20 protein-coding genes are annotated in these 19,850 nt (G+C 65.6%); 14 read left to right on the top strand and 6 right to left on the bottom strand.

Annotation, left to right across the window (positions count from 1 at the left end):
• The first annotated feature begins 132 nt into the window (after nt 1-132).
• The 14 genes from DSAT_RS09205 (at nt 133) to gmhB (ending at nt 11,997) form a co-directional block, all read left to right on the top strand.
• Nucleotides 133-735, top strand: coding sequence for a Na+/H+ antiporter subunit E (locus DSAT_RS09205; RefSeq protein ID WP_020887228.1), 603 nt, complete (start codon nt 133-135; stop codon nt 733-735).
• The gene (locus DSAT_RS09200) at nt 736-1,002 is read left to right on the top strand and encodes an MrpF/PhaF family protein (RefSeq protein WP_020887227.1); all 267 of its coding nucleotides are present in this window, start codon (nt 736-738) and stop codon (nt 1,000-1,002) included.
• A gap of 2 nt (nt 1,003-1,004) precedes the next feature.
• A complete protein-coding gene (gene mnhG, locus DSAT_RS09195; RefSeq protein WP_020887226.1) occupies nt 1,005-1,340 on the top strand; it encodes a monovalent cation/H(+) antiporter subunit G in 336 nt (111 codons plus the stop codon).
• Nucleotides 1,340-1,585, top strand: coding sequence for a hydrogenase subunit MbhD domain-containing protein (locus DSAT_RS09190; protein ID WP_020887225.1), 246 nt, complete (start codon nt 1,340-1,342; stop codon nt 1,583-1,585). Before mnhG ends, DSAT_RS09190 begins: the two co-directional genes overlap by 1 nt.
• Complete coding sequence (gene mbhE / locus DSAT_RS09185; protein ID WP_020887224.1) at nt 1,582-1,878, top strand: hydrogen gas-evolving membrane-bound hydrogenase subunit E; 297 nt, start codon at nt 1,582-1,584, stop codon at nt 1,876-1,878. Before DSAT_RS09190 ends, mbhE begins: the two co-directional genes overlap by 4 nt.
• Nucleotides 1,875-2,342: an MnhB domain-containing protein gene (locus DSAT_RS09180; RefSeq protein ID WP_020887223.1), complete on the top strand. Its 468-nt coding sequence runs from the start codon at nt 1,875-1,877 to the stop codon at nt 2,340-2,342. Before mbhE ends, DSAT_RS09180 begins: the two co-directional genes overlap by 4 nt.
• Before the next feature lie 2 nt (nt 2,343-2,344).
• Nucleotides 2,345-2,719 (top strand): cation:proton antiporter subunit C, encoded by a 375-nt coding sequence (locus DSAT_RS09175; RefSeq protein WP_020887222.1) that lies wholly within the window; start codon nt 2,345-2,347, stop codon nt 2,717-2,719.
• Nucleotides 2,716-4,227, top strand: a complete 1,512-nt coding sequence (locus DSAT_RS09170; RefSeq protein WP_020887221.1) for a complex I subunit 5 family protein — start codon at nt 2,716-2,718, stop codon at nt 4,225-4,227. Before DSAT_RS09175 ends, DSAT_RS09170 begins: the two co-directional genes overlap by 4 nt.
• Nucleotides 4,228-4,240: 13 nt before the next feature.
• A complete protein-coding gene (locus DSAT_RS09165) occupies nt 4,241-5,779 on the top strand; it encodes a monovalent cation/H+ antiporter subunit D family protein (RefSeq protein ID WP_020887220.1) in 1,539 nt (512 codons plus the stop codon).
• Nucleotides 5,776-5,988 carry a hypothetical protein gene (locus tag DSAT_RS09160; protein ID WP_020887219.1) on the top strand — a complete coding sequence of 71 codons (213 nt, stop codon included), beginning with the start codon at nt 5,776-5,778 and terminating at the stop codon, nt 5,986-5,988. The genes DSAT_RS09165 and DSAT_RS09160 overlap by 4 nt, the downstream gene beginning before the upstream one ends.
• Nucleotides 5,985-7,703 (top strand): Na(+)/H(+) antiporter subunit D, encoded by a 1,719-nt coding sequence (locus DSAT_RS09155; RefSeq protein ID WP_020887218.1) that lies wholly within the window; start codon nt 5,985-5,987, stop codon nt 7,701-7,703. Before DSAT_RS09160 ends, DSAT_RS09155 begins: the two co-directional genes overlap by 4 nt.
• 251 nt (nt 7,704-7,954) lie before the next feature.
• Nucleotides 7,955-9,673: a potassium channel family protein gene (locus tag DSAT_RS09150; RefSeq protein ID WP_020887217.1), complete on the top strand. Its 1,719-nt coding sequence runs from the start codon at nt 7,955-7,957 to the stop codon at nt 9,671-9,673.
• A gap of 149 nt (nt 9,674-9,822) precedes the next feature.
• Nucleotides 9,823-10,803, top strand: coding sequence for an NAD-dependent epimerase/dehydratase family protein (locus DSAT_RS09145; protein ID WP_020887216.1), 981 nt, complete (start codon nt 9,823-9,825; stop codon nt 10,801-10,803).
• Between the two features lie 30 nt (nt 10,804-10,833).
• Entirely contained in the window at nt 10,834-11,997 is a 1,164-nt protein-coding gene (gene gmhB / locus DSAT_RS15775) for a D-glycero-beta-D-manno-heptose 1,7-bisphosphate 7-phosphatase (RefSeq protein ID WP_020887215.1), read from the top strand.
• Here the strand turns inward: gmhB and DSAT_RS09135 are convergent.
• From DSAT_RS09135 to DSAT_RS09110, 6 genes are all read right to left on the bottom strand, one after another.
• Entirely contained in the window at nt 11,987-12,892 is a 906-nt protein-coding gene (locus DSAT_RS09135) for a DMT family transporter (protein WP_020887214.1), read from the bottom strand. The genes gmhB and DSAT_RS09135 overlap by 11 nt on opposite strands.
• Nucleotides 12,893-12,934: 42 nt before the next feature.
• Nucleotides 12,935-13,834 (bottom strand): helix-turn-helix transcriptional regulator, encoded by a 900-nt coding sequence (locus DSAT_RS09130; RefSeq protein ID WP_020887213.1) that lies wholly within the window; start codon nt 13,832-13,834, stop codon nt 12,935-12,937.
• Between the two features lie 224 nt (nt 13,835-14,058).
• The gene (gene secA, locus DSAT_RS09125; RefSeq protein WP_020887212.1) at nt 14,059-16,581 is read right to left on the bottom strand and encodes a preprotein translocase subunit SecA; all 2,523 of its coding nucleotides are present in this window, start codon (nt 16,579-16,581) and stop codon (nt 14,059-14,061) included.
• A gap of 18 nt (nt 16,582-16,599) precedes the next feature.
• On the bottom strand, nt 16,600-17,784 hold the full coding sequence (locus tag DSAT_RS09120; protein WP_020887211.1) for a (Fe-S)-binding protein: 1,185 nt from the start codon (nt 17,782-17,784) through the stop codon (nt 16,600-16,602).
• The gene (locus DSAT_RS09115; RefSeq protein ID WP_020887210.1) at nt 17,781-19,154 is read right to left on the bottom strand and encodes an FAD-binding oxidoreductase; all 1,374 of its coding nucleotides are present in this window, start codon (nt 19,152-19,154) and stop codon (nt 17,781-17,783) included. The genes DSAT_RS09120 and DSAT_RS09115 overlap by 4 nt, the downstream gene beginning before the upstream one ends.
• Before the next feature lie 193 nt (nt 19,155-19,347).
• A complete protein-coding gene (locus DSAT_RS09110; RefSeq protein WP_020887209.1) occupies nt 19,348-19,842 on the bottom strand; it encodes a rubrerythrin family protein in 495 nt (164 codons plus the stop codon).
• Between the last annotated feature and the right edge of the window lie 8 nt (nt 19,843-19,850).

The following is a 19,850-nucleotide window of genomic DNA, read 5'->3' as shown; positions in this document are numbered from 1 at the left end:
TACGATAGGCGTGCGGCATTTTCTTGACAGGGCGCTCAAGGCATGGCAGCTAAGGCGGCTGAAAAGTTTGACCCTCAAGGCTTTCGTCGAGCCGAGCAGGGTTTTCCGTCACCAACAAAGCGATCGGAAGAGATGGCAGCACACGACACCTCGACCCCGCCCGCCGCGCGCACAGGCTTTTGGGCCCGTTACCGCGGCATGATCCTCCAGGCCGTGCTGCTCATGGCCATCTGGCTTGTCCTGAGCGGCCATTACGACTTTCTGCACATTTTCTTCGGCGTCATCTCCGTGGCCCTGGTGGTCTGGATGAACGCCCATCTGCGGAGCCTGCCCCTGGCCGGGGAGACCTGCGGCGCGAGTTGCATCAGGCTCGGTCGGCTCATGCTTTACCTTGTCTGGCTGCTCAAAGAGATAGTCAAATCCGGCGTCTACGTGGCCTGGGTGGTCATCAAGCCCGTCTCGCCGATATCTCCCTCGATCGTCCGCTTCACCTCGAAGCAGCCCAACGCCATGGCCCGCATGATCCTGGGCAACTCGATCACCCTCACGCCCGGCACGGTGACCATGGACATCAAGGACGACACCTTCATCGTTCACGCCCTGACCGACGAAACCGCTGCCGGACTCGTCTCCGGCGACATGGAAAGCCGCGTGGCCAAGCTCTACTGCGGCGACATTTCGGGCGAGGACGCCTGCGGCAACGTATGCACGATCACCACCAGGAAGGAGCGCTAGATGCACGACGTATTCCTTACCCTGGCCCTTGTCCTGGGCATCGTGCTCCTGATCCCGTTCTACCGAGTATATAAGGGGCCCACGCTCTTCGACAGGCTTTTGGGCGTGGCCGCGGTCGGCTCCAAGACCATCACCATCGTGCTGCTCTTCGGACTGATTTACGACCGTCTCGACATGTTCATCGACATCTCGCTCGGATACGCCATCCTGAACTTCGTGGGCGTCATCGCCATGGCTAAATACCTCAAGGCGTCGTCAAGGTCGTGACCATGGAACTTCTCGAAAACATACAGGAAATAGTCGCCGTGGCGCTGATGGTCGGAGGCGTGGCCTTCATGCTCATCGGCAGCATCGGCATCAACAAACTGCCCGATTTCTACACCCGCTGCCACGCCGCGGGCAAAGTGGATACCTTGGGCATCATGCTGCTGCTCATGGGCATGATGGTCCACGAGGGTTTCACGCTCAACAGCGCGAAGCTGCTCCTGATCATCGCCTTCGTGGTCGTGACGAGCCCCGTGGCCACGCACGCGCTGTCGCGCCGTGCCTTCCTGGCCGGGCTCAAGCCGTGGCTCAAGGCCACCCGGGACAAGGACGCACGCTGATGCCCTGGATGATCGAATTCACCCTCTTCACGATCCTGATCGTGTCGGCAGTGGTCGCGTTGGGCTTGCGCAACCTCCTGGCCGCCGTGGTGACGCTGAACATCTTCAGCTTCATGAGCGCCTGCGTCATGGTCTCGCTCGGAGCCATCGACGTGGCCTTCACCGAGGCAGTTGTCGGCGCCGGAGCCGTCGGTGTCTTCAACATCATCGCCATCCTTCTTACCTCAAGGAAGAGTGTGGATTGAAAACGCTCCAATTGCTCGTCCTTCTGGCCTTGACGGTTGTGCTCACGGCCGCCGTGGTGGAACTCCCGCCGCGCGGCGACCTCTCGGCTCCGGCCAACAAGGTCGAGAACTCCCTGGGCAAGCCCCTGGCAGGCGCCTATTTCATCCAAAACGCCTACCCCGACGCCAAGACGCCGAACTTCGTGACCGTGATCCTGGCCGACTACCGTAGCTTCGATACGCTGGGCGAGACGGTGGTGGTCTTCGCGGGGGGCCTTGCCTGCCTCTATATTTTGAGGAGGCGCAAGCCATGAGCGCCCTGAGACGCAACGAAAACGCCTGCCGGATCATGCAGGGGGGCAGCGAAAGCCCCATCATCCACATCTGCAGTCGGGGCATCGCGCCGGTCATCCAGATCATCGGCCTGTACGTCTTCTTCCACGGACACTACAGCCCGGGCGGCGGCTTCCAAGGCGGCGTGCTCCTGGCCGCGAGCATCATCCTCCTGCGCATGACACTTGGCCTCGCGGCCACACAGCCCATCATGCCCACGCGGCTGAACATCCCCCTGGCCGCGATCGGCGCGCTGCTCTTCGCGGGAACAGGCCTCGCGGCCCTGCTTTTCGGCGGCAACTTCCTCGACTACGCGGCCATCCCCATTCCCGGCCTCGAACCTGCGTACATCAGGAACTACGGCATCCTGTTCATCGAACTCGGCGTGACCATGGCGGTCATGACCGTGCTCATATCCATCTACGACGACCTGCTGGGGAGCTGACCATGCCCGCCATTGAGTTCATCAAGGGCTACTACCCCTACCTCTTCCTGGTCGCGCTCTTCATCATCGGGCTGTACGCCATGATGGTCAAACAGAACCTGATGAAGAAGATCATGGGCATGTCCATGGTGCAAAGCGCCACGATCCTGCTGTGGATCGTCAGCGCCTACAAGGAAGGGGGGACGGTGACCATCCTCGACAAGTCGCGGGGACTGGACAATCCCGACCTCTACCTGAACCCGCTGCCGCACACCCTGATGCTCACGGCCATCGTCGTGGCGGTCGTGACGCTGGGTGTGGCCTTCGCCCTGATCATCAGGATCTACAGGCAATACAAGACGCTGGATGAGCCGCTGCTGCTGGAACGGATGAAATGAACGCAAGTAACATACCCGTCCTCATTCCCTTCACGTTCCTGCTCGCGGCGCTCCTGATTCCGCTTGCCGGGATGCTGCGCAAGGGATTCGCCCAGATCCTGGCCGTTGCCGCGAGCGGCTTCACCCTCTTCATTTCGGTCACCGGGCTCTTCCGTGTGCTCGATGAGGGTCCGCTGCATCATTACATGGCGGGCTGGCTGCCGCCGTTCGGCATCGAATTCGTGTTCGATCCGCTCTCGGCCTTCTTCTGCGCGCTCATCTCGGCCGTCTCCGTCCTCGTGTTGATCCACGCGGGCAAGAGCACGTCCCACGAGATTCCCGACAAGGTCGTACCCTTCTTCTCCCTGGCCATGCTGCTGCTCGCGGGCCTCACGGGCATGGTCCTGACCGGCGACCTCTTCAACCTTTACGTTTTTCTCGAAATCGGCGCACTTGCGGGCTACGCCCTGGTCGCCATCGGCGACCGCCGCGCTCCGGTCTCGGCCTTCCGCTACCTGACGCTGGGCACCGCGGGCGCGGGCTTCTACCTCGGCGGACTGGCCCTGGTCTTCATGAGCGTGGGTTCGTTGAACATGGCCGAGGTCGCCCAACTCCTGCCCGGAGTGCAGGACTCGGCCCCGGTCATCGTGGGCATCTGCCTGATGGTCCTGGGCATGGGCCTGAAGATGGCCCTCTTCCCCATGCACGCCTGGCTGGCCGACGCCTACACGCATGCCGCCTCCTCGGCCACGGCGCTGATCGCGCCCATCGGCACCAAGGTCGCGGCCTACGTCCTCATCCGCCTCATGCTCTTCATCGCCGACCCCGAGTTGGTCAACGTCGAAACCCCGCTGATCATGGCCGTGGGCGCGCTCGGCGCCATCGGCATGATCTGGGGGTCGATCCTCGCGGTCTGCCAGAAGGAACTCAAGCGCATGCTGGCCTACAGCTCCGTGGCCCAGGTCGGCTACATCGCCCTGGGCATCGGGCTGGCCTCGCCGCTGGGCATCATCGGGGCCGTGCTGCACGCCCTGAACCACGCGTGCATGAAGGCCTGCCTGTTTTTCATCAGCGGCAACCTCAGGCTGCGCATGGGGCACAGCTACATCCCGAGCTTCGTGAACTCCATCCGCACGGCCATGCCCTGGACGGCCGCCTGTTTCGCCCTGGCGGCCATCTCCATGATCGGCCTGCCGCCCACGGCCGGGTTCTTCAGCAAGTGGTATCTTGTGATGGGCTCCATCGAGACCTCCAACTGGCTGTTCGTGATCGCGCTGATCCTAAGCAGCCTGCTCAACGCCGTCTATTTCTTCCGGGTGCTCGAACGCATGTACCTCGCGCCCCAGGCCGACCCCGAAGACCCGAGCAAAGGAGAGGCCGAAGTCCTCACTCCCGAGGGACACGGCGAAGCGCCCGCGTCCATGCTCGGGCCCACGCTGATTCTGGCCGTGAGCCTCCTGGTTCTCGGCGTCTTCAACGCCTGGATCGTGACCACCTTCATCACCCCCATGATCCCCGGACGGCTCTAAACAGGACGCGACCATGACAGAGACCTACACCTCCATAGTTCCGTTCCTGGCCGTCCTCGTCTCGCTGGTGGCCGTGCCGCTCATCGTGGCCTCGCGCGGCAACCCCAACCTGCGCGAATTCTGGACGCTGGCCGCGGCCTTCATCAAGTTTCCGCTCGTGCTTTCGCTCCTGCCCGACGCGTTCGCCGGGCGCGTGGCCGAGTACTCCATCGTCACCATCTCGCCGGGCATCGAACTGATGCTGCGCGCCGACGCGGCAGGCCTGTTCTTCGCCCTGGTGGCCTCGGGCCTGTGGATTCTGACATCGTTCTATTCCATCGGCTACGTGCGGGGGAACAGCGAGAAGAAGCAGACCCGCTACTTCGCGAGCTTCGCCGTCTGCGTCGGCGCGACCATCGGCATCGCCTTCTCCGGGAACCTGCTGACCTTCGTCATCTTCTACGAAATCCTCTCCCTGGCCACCTACCCGCTGGTCATCCACAAGGAGAACGCCGAAGCGTTGCGCTCTGGCCGCCAATACCTGACCTACGCGCTGTCCGCTGGCCTTCTGCTCATCGTCGCGGCGGCCTGGACAGGACACCTGGCTGGCACCATGGACTTCAGGCCCGGCGGCATCTTCACCGGCATCGAACTCGACGGCGGCACGGCCAAGATGCTGTTCCTGCTCTTCATGGCGGGCGTGGGCGTGAAGGCCGGCATCATGCCGCTGCAAAGCTGGCTGCCCGCGGCCATGGTCGCGCCCACCCCGGTCTCGGCCCTGCTGCACGCCGTGGCCGTGGTCAAGTCGGGCGTCTTCGGCGTGATCCGCATCGTGGGCTACGTCTTCGGCCCCGAGACCATGCACGCCTTCGGGCTGCACATGATCCTGGCCAGTTTCGCGGCGGTCACGATCCTCCTGGCCTCGATCATCGCAATGAAACAGGACAACCTGAAGAAACGGCTGGCCTATTCCACGGTCGGCCACCTCTCCTACATCGTGCTCGGCGTGGCCCTGCTCACCCCCGAATCCTTCACCGGCGGCCTGTTGCACTTGGCCAACCACGCCACCACCAAGATCGTCCTCTTCTTCTGCGCGGGCGCGATCTACGTAAACCTGCACAAGACCGAGATCTCGCAATTGAACGGCATCGGCAAAGTCATGCCCTTCACCATGGCCGCCTTCACCATCGGCGCGCTGGGGCTTTCGGGCATCCCACCGATCAACGCCTTCCTGAGCAAGTTCTATCTCTGCCGGGGCGCGGCCGATGGCGGCTATACCTTCTTCCTCATCGTCTTCCTCATAAGCGGCCTGCTCAACGCGGCCTACTTCTTCCCCATCGTGCTGCGCGCTTTCTTCCGCGAAGGCGGCCCGGACCTTGAAAAATACCGCAACTCCGAGGCAAGGCCCATGATCCTGCTCATGGTCGTGCCCATCTGCATCGTGGCCACGCTCTCCGTGCTGCTTGGCGTCGCGCCCAACCTCTTCTTCGGGTTCTTCGACCTCGCCAGCGGAATAACGACGAGCGTGCTGAACAGCATCCCGCAAACCATGATCGTGGAATTCGTGAAATGAAAACATGGCATTGGATCGCCCTGGGCGCCCTCACCGTGGCCACCGTGATCGGCCAGTTCATTGAGTCCCACTACTGGTGGGAGGCCGTTCCCGGATTCTTCGCGGCCTTCGGCTTCGTGGGGTGTCTCGCCCTCATCTTCGGGGCCAAGACCCTCGGCAAACACGTCGTGACCAAGGACCCCGACTACTACAAGGAAGACAGCGAATGATGTTCCCGCCCGTTCTTGCCATGTATGCCGGGGCGCTCGTCCTTCCGCTCCTGCCCAAGAGCGTCCGTTGCTGGGCCTATCTGCTCTTCCCGCTCGCGGCGCTGTGGTCGGTCATGACCATGCCGGTGGGAACGCAGATCACCGTGCCTTTCGCGAGTTGGGAACTCGTGATCTGCCAGGTCACGCAGCTTTCCCGCGTCTTCGGCATCATCTTCGCACTCATCGCCCTGGTCGGCGGCATCTATTCCCTGCACCTGCGCGACACGGGCCAACAGGTCGCCTCGCTCCTATACGCGGGCGGCGCGCTCGGCGTGACCTTCGCGGGCGACTTCTTCACCGTGATCGTCTTCTGGGAAATCATGGCCGCCGGTTCGACCTATCTGGTCTGGGCGCGCCGCACTCCCGAATCGCGCCGCGCGGGCATGCGCTATCTGCTCTTCCACCTTCTGGGCGGGAGCCTCCTGCTCATGGGGATCATCCTCCAGATCCAGAACACCGGCTCGATCCTCCTGACCAGCTTCGCGCCCGGCGAGTCCGCCGCCGCCTGGCTGATCCTGGCGGGCGTGGCCGTCAACGCCGCCGTCGTGCCCCTGCACGCCTGGCTGCCCGACGCCTACCCCAGAGGCACCGTCACCGGCTCGGTGTTCTTGAGCGCCTTCACGACCAAGACCGCCGTGTACGTGCTGGCCTCGCTCTTCCCAGGCTGGAACATCCTGCTCGTGGCCGGCGTGTTCATGACGCTGTACGGCGTCACCTTCGCCTTCCTGGCCAACGACATCCGGGAGATCCTGGCCTACCACATCGTCAGCCAGGTCGGATACATGGTCGCGGGCATCGGCATCGGCACCGAACTGGCCATCAACGGTTCGGCCGCCCACGCCTTCAGCCATATCCTGTACAAGGCGCTCCTGTTCATGACCACGGGCGCGGTGCTCTACTCCGTGGGCACCAGCAAGCTGCATCAACTCGGCGCGCTTGCGCCCCGCATGCGCCTTCTGCTCACGCTGTACATGGTCGCGGCCCTTTCGATCTCCGGCGCGCCGCTGTTCAACGGCTTCATCAGCAAGTCGATCATCGTCGCGGCCGCGGGCGAGGCCCACTTCTACACCGCCAAGTTCCTGCTCATCTTGGCCTCCGTGGGCACGTTCCTCTCCGTGGGCATCAAGCTGCCCTACTACACCTGGTTCCACGAGAAAAAGAGCGACCTGACGCCCAAGCCCCTTCCCATGGGCATGATCGTGGCCATGAGCGTGACCGCCTTTTTGTGCATCCTCTACGGCATCATGCCTGGGCTGCTCTACGTCGAACTGCCTTACGCCATGGACTACGATCCCTTCACCATCCCGCACCTCGTGGAAGCCGTGCAGATCCTGATCTTCACCTTCCTGGGCTTCTGGCTGGTGCGCAAGAAGCTCACGCCCAAGAACAAGATATCCCTGGACATGGACTGGTTCTACCGTTCGTCCGCGCCCTACTTCCGCAAGGCGATCGTGGGCAACATCAACCTCTTCTTCGAGACCGCCGACAAGCGCGCCTTCGCCTTCGCCCACTGGGTGGGCATCCTGGCCAAGAACCCGTTGCAGGCGCTGCGCAGAACCTTCCTGCCGCCTACGCGCGACTACGACGCCGATCTCGACAGGCCCCCCCTGGCCTCGCCCATCTTCCTGACCCTGGTGACCACGGTCATCGTCACGGTCTGGGCGCTCTGGCTTTAGCCAAATGTTCACCGCCGTCCGGCAGATGTCGGACGGCGGTGAGCTTGTGGACCACCCCCTTTTTCAGCAGCCTGAACTGCCCGGCGTCCGCCGGGCGGCTTTTTTTCCGTCACCCCCTTCATTGACGCGAACACGCGCTCCAAGATACCACGGCAACACCGGCGGGCCCGGCTCCCCGTTGCCGCCCCGGCAAGGCAGGGTAACCGAGAAGCTCGGCAGGCATTGAATCGAATGTCATCAGGAACGTGGATATGAAATTCGTCACCTCCCAACTCGCCTACTTTCTGCAGAACCGCTCGACACGGCGCAACGTGCAGTTCCTTTTCAAATTCCTGCTCCTGCTGCTCTTCGTGGTCACCCTGTACAGCGTACTTTTCCACTATCTCATGACCTTCGAAGAGCGCGAGTTCACATGGCTTACGGGTTTTTATTGGACGCTCACGGTCATGTCCACGCTCGGATTCGGCGACATCACCTTCACGAGCGACATCGGCCGCGTATTCTCCATCGTCGTGCTGCTTTCGGGCATCATCTTCCTTTTGGTCATGCTGCCCTTCACCTTCATCCAGTTCTTCTACGCCCCCTGGCTGGAGGCCCAGCAGCGCTCACGCGCGCCGCGCGAACTCGATCCGGAGACGCGCGACCACGTCATCATCGTGGGCACCGACGCGACTGCCCAACACCTCGCGGAAAAGCTCTCTCGCTACGGTCACGACCACGTCATCCTCTGCCCAGACGTGGCCACCACGCTGGCCCTGCACGATCTTAGCCTCACGGCCGCCGTGGGCGACTACGACGATCCCGAAACCTTCAAACGCATGCGCGTGGGCCAGGCAGCCATGGTCGTGGCTCTGGAAGACGACGTGCGCAACACCAACATCACCTTCACCGTGCGCGAAGTCAGCCCCGCCGTGCCCGTGGTTTGCGGCGCGGACAAAGACGAGGCCCTGGACATCCTGGCGCTCGCAGGCAGCACGCACGTCCTGCAGTTCACCAAGCTTCTGGGCCATTCCCTTGCTCGGCGTTCGCTGGCGGGCGCCAAGCGCTCCAGCGTCGCCGGGCAGTTCGAATCTCTGATCGTGGCCGAGGCCCCGGTGATGCGTACGAGCCTCGTGGGCAGGTCGCTGCGCGACAGCGGGCTGCGCGAGGCTGTGGGCGTAAACGTGGTCGGAGTCTGGGAACGCGGTCGGTTCCGCACGCCCAATCCCGATACCCCGCTCTCGCCGTCCACGGTCCTCGTGCTTGCCGGAACCGAAGAGCAGATCGCGGCCTTCGACGCCTTCGTGAGCCAGGAGACGGCCGCCACGGGCGGCCACGGTCCTGTCGGCCCGGTGCTCATCCTGGGTGGCGGCCGCGTGGGTATGGCCGCGGCCGAGCAGCTTCGCGAGCAGGGCATCCACTACTGCATCGTGGAAAAGAATCCGAAGGTCGCCTTGAGCGACGCCAATACCGTGACGGGCAGCGCGGCCGATCTCGACGTGCTGGAGCAGGCGGGCATCCGCGAGGCGCCCTCGGTGTTCATCACCACCCACGACGACGACATGAACATCTATCTGACCATCTACTGCCGCAAACTCAGGCCCGACGTGCAGATCATCACCAGGGCCACGCTCGACCGCAACATCGGCATCCTGCACACCGCCGGGGCCGATCTCGTGATGTCCTATGCCTCGCTCGTGGCGAACACGGTCATCAACCTCCTGAGTCCGGGCAAGGTGCTCATGCTCACCGAGGGGCTGAACATTTTCCGTGCGTCCGTGCCCAAAAGGCTGGCCGGGATGCCGCTCCTGAACAGCGGCATCCGCGACAAGACCGGATGCAGCGTCGTGGCCGTACACTCCAAAGGCGGCCTGGAAGTCAACCCCGACCCGTCCAAGCCCCTGCAGGAGGGCGACGAGTTCTTCCTGATCGGCGACACCAAGGCCGAGCAATGCTTCCTCGACCGTTTCGGCGAGCAGGAGAACGGCTGAGACGCGCGACGCCGCGCTTGGCCTGCTCGTGCCCCGCCGACCGGCTGGACTCGCACCACGGCGCGGTATAATAGCCAAACAGAAATCAGGACTATTTTCTGCTCTGGGTAAGCACATCCTCGACCGCTCATAATCAGCCGGGAGTCGCAATGGATTACTATCGGGGGAAAGACGTCCTCATCACGGGCGGGCTGGGCTTCATCGGCTCGAATCTGGCTCGGCGCCTGGTCGAGCTCGGCGCGAGCGTGACGCTCGTGGACAGCCTGATCCCCGAGTACGGCGGAAATTTCGCGAACATCGCGGACATCCGCGACAAGGTCACGGTCAACATCTCCGACGTGCGCGACCAGCACGCCATGCGCTGGCTCGTGCAGCGCCGCGACGTGCTCTTCAATCTTGCGGGCCAGACCAGCCACATGGACTCCATGAGCGACCCGCACACCGATCTCGAAATCAACGCCAAGGCCCAGCTTTCCATCCTCGAAGCCTGCCGCGCCGCCAACCCCTCCATCCGCATCGTCTTTGCGGGCACACGCCAGATCTACGGCAAGCCCGACTACCTGCCCGTGGACGAAGACCATCCCATCCGGCCCGTGGACGTGAACGGCATCAACAAGGTGGCCGGAGAGTGGTATCATTTGCTCTACCACCAAGTGTACGGCATCCGCTCCTCGGTTCTCAGGCTGACCAACACCTACGGCCCGGGCATGCGCATCAAGGACGCGCGTCAGACGTTTCTGGGCATCTGGATACGCCTGCTGCTCGAAGGCAGGCCGTTCGAGATCTGGGGCGGCGAACAACTGCGCGACTTCACCTACGTGGACGACTGCGTGCGCGCCATGCTCCTGGCCGCGTGCCGCGAGGAGGCCTGGGGCCGCATCTACAACCTGGGCGGCGAGCGCACGGTCTCCCTGCGCGGGACGGCCGAACTGCTCGTGGCAGCCGCCGGGAGCGGCGAGTTCGCGGTGCGCGAGTTCCCCGAGGAACGCAAGAAAATCGACATCGGCGACTACTACTCCGACTTTGGCAGGATCACGGCCGAACTCGGCTGGCGGCCCGAGGTCTCCCTGGAGCAGGGGCTGCAGCGCACTGTGGCCTACTACCGCGAACGGCTCGCGGAATACATCTAGCCTCGGCCGGGGCACGAGGCGGGCACGGACATGCAGGCCGTCATCCTGTGCGACGGGCGGGAATCCGCCAGACTCGGCGCCAGCGGTCTTCCCGCGCCGCTCGCGCCGTGCGCGGGCGTTCCTTTTCTCGACCATCTGCTGTGGAACCTCGCGCGCCACGGAATTCGCGACATCATACTGAGCGTCGGCCACGCGGCCCATGCCTTCGCGGAGCATTACGGGCAGGGCCGCGCACACGGGGCCGTCGTCCGGCTGTGGAGCGGTGGAGGAGCGCAACTGCCGCCGCGCGGCATGCTCTGCGACGAATTCTTCGTCCTCGACGGAACCGCGCTCTTCGACCTCAACTATCTCCACCTCGCGCTTCGCCGCCGCGAGGCCGGGGCACTGGGCGCGCTGGCCCTGCGCCGGGTCCAGGACGCGGCGCTTCCCGGCCGCGTGGAGTTCGACGGCCGCATGGTGCGCGGCTTCGCCCCGCAAGCGGGCGGCCCCGGCCTGGTCGACGGCGGCGCGCTCTGCCTCGCTTCAGAGGCGCTCGACGTCGCATCTGAGCCCGTGGCGTCCGTTGCGCACGGCCTTCTGCCGCTTCTTGCCGGACGCGGAACGCTCGCTGGCTCGGTCTACAACGGGTTCTTCGCCGAGGTTCGCTCGGACGACGCGGCCTGCGCGCCGCAGGACGCCGTGGCCGCATGGCGGAAGAAGCCCGCAGCCTTTCTCGATCGCGACGGCGTGCTCAACGTCAATCACGGCTACGTGCACAAACCCAAAGATTTCGAGTGGATAAAGGGCGCGCCCGAGGCGGTGAAGCTTCTGAACGACGCCGGATACTTGGTCGTGGTCGTCACCAACCAGTCGGGCATCGGCCGGGGCTTCTACGACGAGGCCGCGTTTCACGCCCTGTGCGCCCACATTGATAGGGAACTGGCGCGCGCGGGCGCGCACATCGACGCCACCTATTTCTGCCCCAACCATCCCGAAGCGGGCCTGGGCCCCTACCGCACCCTGTGCGAGGACCGAAAGCCCGCGCCGGGCATGCTGCGCCGCGCCCAGGCGGAGTGGGACATCCGCACGGAGCAAAGCTTCCTCATCGGCGACAAGCCCTCGGACATGCAGGCCGCACAGGCCTTCGGCATCCCCGGCCACCTCTTCACCGGCGGCAATCTCCTCGAATTCGTGCGCGCGCTGCTCACAAAGTGACGCGCGGCCGCGCGGTCCGGCCGGGCAGGGCCATGCACAGGATGCCGCCAAGCACCAGCGTGCAGCCCGCGACCTGCTCGGGCCGCACCTCCTCGCCGAGCACGGCCCAGGACAGGCAGGCGGCGGCCACGGGCATGATCCCTGTCATGACCGCCGCCGTGGCCGGTGAAACGCGCGTCACGCCCCGAAACCAGAAGACGTAGGCCAGAATCGTGATCACCAGGCCGTAATAGGCCACGACGAGCCAGCCGCGCAGGTCGATGACCGGGAACGGCCCGCCAGCCAGCTCGAGGAGCGCGAGCGGGACGAAAAACGTGAGCGCCGCGAGGCTCACCAGGGTCGCCACGCACAAGGGCGAAAGGCCCGGCGGCAGCGCCCGGCGCAGGAGCAGGAACAGCGATTCGGCCAGCACGGCGCAGAGCACGAGCAGGTTCCCGGCCAGGCTCGACGCGCCGCCATCGCCCTTTGCCGCCAGGTTGACCGCGGCCACGCCCGCGACGGCCAGCCCCACGCCCGACCAGGCGCGGAAGAAAAGGCGCTCGCGCAGGAAGACGACCGCGATCAAGGCCATGCAGGCCGGGGTGGTGCTGGCGATGATCCCAGCCGCGGCCGCGCTCGTCAGACGCAGGCCGTGCAGCAAAAAGACGTTGAACAGCAGGGAGCCGCACGCGGCCAGCCCCGCCACCACACCCCACTGCCCAAGGGAAAGACGCGGCAGGCCCCCCTCGCGCAGGAAAAGGAGCGGCAGCAAAACCAGACAGGCCAGCGCGAAGCGCAAGGCCTGCGAGGTGTACAGGGGCATGGTCGCCAGGGCCATCTTGCCCGCCACCACGCTGCTGCCCACAATGACCATGGCCGCGGCCAGATCCAGACATGCCTTCGATTCGTCGCGCATCGCCGTCTCCTTATGGAGCGACCATGCGCCGGAAGCGGCCCGTCAGTTTTGAACGATCTTGCGGTAGGCTCCGGGCGTCACGCCGAAGGCCCGCTTGAAGGCGCGCGTGAGGTGGCTTTGGTCCGCAAAGCCGCACTCCTGGGCGATGTCCGCCAGGCGAAGGCCGGGATGCGGCGAGCACAGGAGACGGCGCGCGGCGTCCAGGCGGAGTTGAGTCTGGTAGCCGTGCGGCGGCAGGCCCATGGTCCGGGTGAAGACGCGAATCAGATGAAAGGGGGAGAGCCCGGTCGCGGCCGCCAGTTCGTCCAGGCCGACGTTCTCGGGCGCGCGGGCGTGGAGCATCTCGCGAGCCAGGGCCACGGCGCGCGGCGCGCGGCCCGCCTCGCGCGGCTCGCTGCGCGATTCGGCGTGCAGGGCCAGCCAGCGGGCGAGGACGGCGCGCAGGCGGGTTTGCAGTTCGAGGGCGCTGGCGCTCCGTGATTCGGCGAGGCGGTGCAGGCGCGCTATGCGCGCGGCCAGGCCGGGATCGTCGATAACGCCGTGGCGGAAATGCGGCAGCCCGCTTAAGCCGCCTGCTCCGCTCGTCTCGCGGGCGGCGTCGGCCAGGAGTCCGGGTTCGAGGTAGAACATGCGGTAGCTCCAGCCGCCGGGCGCGGCGGCGTGGCCGTCGTGCGGCTCGCCCGGAACCACCAGATTGACCAGCCCGGCCGAGGCCACGTGGTTCGCGCCGAGATAGCTGAACCCGAGCGCGCCGTCCTCGATCAGGCCGATGGCGTAGCAGTCGTGCGTGTGGCGCGAGAAGACCTGGCGCTCGAAGCGGGCGCGCAGCATCTGCGTCCCCGGCAGGGCCGGATCGCGGAAAAGGACGCTCTCCTCGCCCGCGCGCCCGGCCGACCCCGCTTTCACGCGGCCGATGCCATGCCTTCGCATCCCAGGGGTCATGATTTTCCCCTCGTCGTCTCTTCGCCCTGCTCCCCGCCGCGCCTTATTGCGCATGCCGTCAGGACAGGGTTCCCAACAGGCTGCGGCAAGCTCCGCTTTGCAGGCCGTTCAAAAAGGGCCAGGTGCAAGGCGCAAGAAAAGTTCAAGGCCGACGCGTAGTACGCCTACGCGAGGATTTGAACTTTTCGCGGCAACGCGGCAGATGGCGCCTTTGGGACGGCCTGCTAGGCGTTCATGCCGCAGCACTTCTTGTACTTGCGGCCCGAGCCGCAGGGGCAAGGATCGTTGCGGCCCACCTTGGGCTGCTCGCGCTTTTGCGGCTGCCTGGCCTTGGCCACGGCCGCTTCCGTTCCGGCCGAGTAGCTGACCTGCTTCTGCTCCTCGTGCTTGAAGTCGTCTTCCTGGACCTCCGCCTTGATGCGCAGGTGGCACAGGGCGAACATGGTGCTCTCCTTAATGCGGGCGAGCATGTCCTGGAAGAGGTTGTAGCCCTCGCGCTTGTACTCCTGCTTGGGATCCTTCTGGCCGTATCCGCGCAGGCCGATGCCGTCGCGCAGGTGATCCATGTGCAGCAGATGCTCCTTCCAGACGCGGTCGAGCGAGTCGAGCAGGAAGTAGCGCGTGATCTCGTGGAAGTGCGCCGGGGCCTGGGCGCGAAGCTCCTCGATGCTGCGCCGCACGAGCGCCCCGGCCTCGTCGCGGCTCATCAGCCCGTCCGCCTGGAACTCCTCGAAACGGCGCAGGTCGAAGACCTCTTCGAGCTTGGCGCGGACGGAAGCCACGGTCTCTTCGTCCGGCTCTTCCTTGTGGCCGATGACAGGCGCGTAAATCTCGTCCAGAAGGTCGTCCACGAAGGCGTCGATCATGGGCGTGAGGTCGCTGTCGGTCATGATCTGGCGGCGCTGGGAGTAGATCACCTCGCGCTGCTGGTTCATGACGTCGTCATATTCGAGGAGCGTCTTTCTGATCTCGAAGTTGTGCGCCTCGACGCGCTTTTGGGCGTTCTCGATGGCCTTGGAGACGAAGCTGTTCTCGATGGCCTCGCCCTCCTTCATGCCCAGGCGCTCCATGAGCCCGGAGATGCGTTCGGAGCCGAAAAGACGCATCAGGTCGTCGTCCAGGGCCAGATAGAAACGCGATTCGCCAGGGTCGCCCTGGCGGCCCGAACGGCCGCGCAACTGGTTGTCGATACGCCGCGACTCGTGGCGCTCCGTGCCCAGGATGTAGAGGCCGCCGATATCCACCACGCCCTCGCCGAGCTTGATGTCCGTGCCTCGGCCGGCCATGTTCGTGGCGATGGTCACCTTGCCCTTGTGGCCCGCCTCGGCCACGATCTGGGCCTCCTGCTCGTGGTTCTTGGCGTTGAGCACGTTGTGCGGCACGCGCAACTTCTTGAGCAGGGCGGAGACGAGCTCGGACTTCTCGATGGACACAGTGCCCACGAGCACGGGCTGGCCCTTCTCGTGCAGCCGCTTGATTTCTTCGGCGATGGCCTGGAACTTCTCTTTTTGCGTGCGCAGGATCATGTCGGGCTGATCCAGGCGCACCATGTCGCGGTGCGTGGGGATGACCATCACGTCCAAACCGTAGATCTGCTTGAATTCCACGGCCTCGGTGTCGGCCGTGCCAGTCATGCCCGCGAGCTTGTCGTACATGCGGAAGTAGTTCTGGAAGGTGATCGAGGCCAGGGTCTGGTTCTCGGCCTTGACCGCGACGCGCTCCTTGGCCTCCAGGGCCTGGTGCAGGCCGTCGGAGTAGCGGCGGCCGGGCATGAGGCGGCCCGTGAACTCGTCCACGATGACCACTTCGCCCTCGGAGACGATGTAGTCCACGTCGCGCTGGAAGAGGTTGTGGGCCTTGAGCGCCTGCAGGGTGTGATGTTGCAGGGTGATGTTCGCGGGATCGAAGAGGTTTTCGATTTTGAGCAGATCCTCGACGCGGGCCACGCCCTCCTCGGTGAGCGACACGGAGCGCGCCTTCTCGTCGATGGTGAAGTCGCGCTCGCGCTCAAGCTTGGGCACCAGATCGTTCACGATCACATACTGGCCCGTGGACTGCTCCGAGGGGCCGGAGATGATGAGCGGCGTGCGCGCCTCGTCGATGAGGATGGAGTCCACCTCGTCCACGATGGCGAAGTTGTGGCCGCGCTGCACGAGTTGGCTCAGGCTGAAGGCCATGTTGTCGCGCAGGTAGTCGAAGCCGAATTCGTTGTTCGTGCCGTAGGTGATGTCCGCGCCGTAGGCCGCACGGCGCTCCTCCGGAGTCAGGCCGTGCACGATCACGCCCACTGAGAGCCCGAGGAAGTTGTATATCGCGCCCATCCACTCGGCGTCGCGGCGGGCCAGATAGTCGTTCACCGTGACCACGTGCACGCCCTTGCCGGTAAGTGCGTTGAGCACCACGGGCAAGGTTGCGACCAGCGTCTTGCCTTCACCGGTCTTCATTTCCGCGATCTTGCCTTCGTGCAGCACCATGCCGCCGATGAGTTGCACGTCGAAGTGGCGCATGTTGAGCACGCGGCGTCCGGCGTCGCGCACGCAGGCGAAGACGTCGGGCATGATCTCGGAAAGGTCGCGCCCCTGCTCCACCTCCTGCCGCCAGGCGGCCACGCGGGCCGGGAACTCGTGGTCGGACAGGGCCTGCCACTGGGTTTCCAGGGCGTTCACCTGGTCCACGAAAGGCTTGGCTTTCTTGACATAGCGTTCGGCAGCGGAGCCGAAAACCTTCTTGGCGATGAATTTGAGCATGTTCTCTCCGTTGGAGGATCAGTCGGTCACGGCCACAGCGTCCAGCCAGTGGCCCGCGTCCACGCCCTTGGGCGCGGTGGATGAAAGTTGCAGCACGCAGCCGCCGCAGCCAGTGAGCACCTGCTCGCCCTGCCCGGCGGCGAAGAAATCCCAGGCCTTTTCGGCCACGCGCGCGCCCAGTTCGGGCGCGGCGATCTGCAGCACGCCGCCCAGGCCGCAGCATTCGTCGCGCGAGGCCCGGCCAAGCCGCTCCCCAGCCACGCGGCGCAGGAAATCCTCGTCCTGCCCGCCGCCCGCGCCGTGGCAGGGGCGGTGGTAGTGAAACCGCGCGGGCGCGGCCGCCTCGTCACAGGCGAATTCGGTCTCGCCCAAAAGCGCCGAGAGCGGCTTGATGGCCTCGCACCACGCCTCGGCCTCGAAGGGCTCGAACCCGAGGTCCACCGAGGCGTAGGAGCGCAGCCCGCAGCGGCAGGTGGCGCAAAACGTGACCAGCAGCGGCCGCCCGGCCGCGCGCCAGGCATTCAGGTTCGCGGCCTGCATGGCCCGCTGCTCGTTTTTGCACCCGGCGTGGCCCATGGTGCAGCCGCAGCACGCGAAGCCTGGATCCTTGCCCACCGCGTAGCCAGCGCCCCGAAGCAGCGCCCGGGCCTTTTTCGTCCAGGAGGGCCGCGCATGGCGGGCGGTGCAGCCTTGGAAAAGTACGGCGCTTTTGCCATTGCCGCAAGCATCGAAACGCGACGGGGTGAGCCAGGGCCGAATCCCGGGCCGCGCGGCCATGGCGCGAAGCGAGGCGGCGTGAAGTCCGAAGCGGCCGGGAAGCTCCCTCGGCGCAAGCCGCGCCATGAGCCCTGCCACGGGCCACAGCAGCCCGGCGCGCTCGATCCAGGTCTTCCAGGCCAGGGCCTGAAAGCCCGGCGCGGCCGCACGAAGCCTGGCGATCAGGTCCGGGGCGCACAATCCTTCGGGGCAGGCCTTTTCGCAACGCCCGCAGGAGAGGCACAGTTCGGCCAGCCGCCGGGCCGCCTCGGCCGAGGGCGGCGCGACGCCCTTGTCGATCGCCTCGGCGAGCATGAACTTGGCGCGCGGCGAAAGTTCCTCCAATCCCGTGGCCCGAAACAGCGGGCAGGCGTCCAGGCAACGGCCGCAGTGGACGCACTCGGCCGGGCGCTCCCCCTCGTGCAGGCAATGGTGCGCCAGGGTCATGCGTAGGCCTTTTGGGGATTCATGATCCCGTGCGGGTCGAAGGCCGCCTTGACGCGGAGCATGAGCGCCCGTTCGGCCTCGCCGATCTGCAGGGAAAGATAGGGGAGCTTGGCCAGCCCCACGCCGTGCTCGCCCGTGAGCGTGCCGCCAAGCTCCAGCACCGTGCGCAGGATGTCGTCCTTGGCCAGGTCCGCGGCCGACTTCTGGCGCGGATCGGCGGCGTCGAACATGACGTCGGTGTGGATGTTGCCGTCGCCCAGATGGCCAAAGCAGACCACGATCACGCCGCGTCGCTCGCCGATGGCGTGGAAGGCGGCCACGGCCCTGGCGATGGCCCCGCGCGGCACGGCCACGTCGTCGCGATGTTTGTCCGGTCCGAGCTTGTGCAAGGCCGGGCTGACCAGACGACGAAGCTCCCACAGGGCCTCTTCGGCCGTCGCGTCCGCAGCGGACTCGATGAAGGTCGCGGCCTGAAGATGCGAGGCCAGCGCGGCCAGTTCGGCCGATACCGCGGCCCGGCTGCCGTCCAGGCGGAAGAGGAGCGCCGCCGCGGTTCCCTCGGGCCAGGGCACAGACGGCGCGGTCAGGCCCACGGCGCGCAAGGTGGGGGCGTCGAAAAATTCCATGGCCGAAGGCAGGAGCCCGGCCGCGAACACGGCCCGCGCGGCCGCCATGAGCGCCTCCATGTCCGAGAATCCGGCCATGAGCGAGGCCGAGGCCTCGGGCAGCGGCGCGAGCTTCAGGATCGCCTCGGTGATGAAGCCGAGCGTGCCCTCGCTGCCCACGAAAAGCCTCGTCAGATCCAGCCCCGCGACATCCTTGTGGCACCGGCCGCCGGTACGCACCACCTCGCCGCCGGGCAGCACGGCCGTGAGCCCGAGCACCCACTCGCGCGTCACGCCGTATTTCACGGCCCGCATGCCGCCCGCGCAGGTGGCGATGTTGCCGCCGATGGTGGAGATGTTCACCGAACCTGGATCGGGCGGGTAGAAGCGCCGCTGCGCCGCGCAGGCCTTTTGCAGTTCGCCGGTCACGACGCCCGGCTCGACCGTGGCCGTGAAATCGTCGGCGTCGATGGATACGATGCGGCGAAGCCCGGCCGTGGAGACGACCAGCCCGCCTGCCGTTGGCACCACGGCCCCGGCCGCGCCCGTGGCCCGGCCGCGCGGGATGAGCGGCACGCGCTCGGCCTGCGCCCAGGCCAGAAGCTCCACCACCTGTTCCAGCCGCTCGGGCCGCACCACGCCCATGGGCATGCCGTGCAGGCGCGAGGCATCGGAACCGTGCACGTAGCGCACGGCCTCGTCAAAGCTCGCGGCTTCTCCGGGGAAGAGGTGTTCGAGGAAGGTGCGTCGGGCGGGAGTGAGCATGGTTTTTCGGGCCGAAGACTCCGGGCCTTCGGGCCGCAAAACTGTAGTCATGATTCGGCCCAAGAGCAAGGGCGGGATTGAGCGGAAGGACAACAATCTCGGCGGGACACGGCAAGCCGTGTCCCGCCGGAACAGCGAATTTCCAAGGCCATTGGAAAACACCGCGCGCAGGCGGCGTCTATTGGCCGCTCCGCTAGTCGACCTTGAAGAAGGCCTTGGCAGCAGAGTTGCAGATCGGACACTTCTCGGGAACGTCGTTCTCCACGGTGTGCCCGCAGACCTTGCAGACCCAGTAATCGACGGCCGCATTGGAACCGAGGTTGTCCAGGGCCTTCTGGTAGAGTCCGGCGTGGACCTTCTCCACCTCGTTGGCGTAGGCCAGGGAACGCTCGGCCACCTTGTTGCCCTCGGCCCTGGCCTGCTCGATCATGGGCGGATACATGAGCTTGAACTCGTGCGTCTCGCCAGCCACGGCCTCCTCAAGGTTGGTGGCGGTGTCGCCGATCTTTCCGGCCGCGCGCAGGTGGGCGTGGGCGTGCACGGTCTCGGCCGCGGCGGCCGCGCGAAAGAGCTTGGCGACCTGGGGATGGCCTTCCTTGTCGGCCTGCTCGGCAAAGGCGAGATACTTGCGGTTGGCCTGCGATTCGCCCGCAAAGGCCTCCATGAGATTCTCAAGGGTCGTGGGCATGGGGGTTC

Source organism: Alkalidesulfovibrio alkalitolerans DSM 16529 (assembly GCF_000422245.1).
GTDB lineage: Bacteria > Desulfobacterota > Desulfovibrionia > Desulfovibrionales > Desulfovibrionaceae > Alkalidesulfovibrio > Alkalidesulfovibrio alkalitolerans.
The sequence above is the reverse complement of the archived record's forward strand: the minus strand, read 5'-3'. Positions and strand labels throughout refer to the sequence as shown.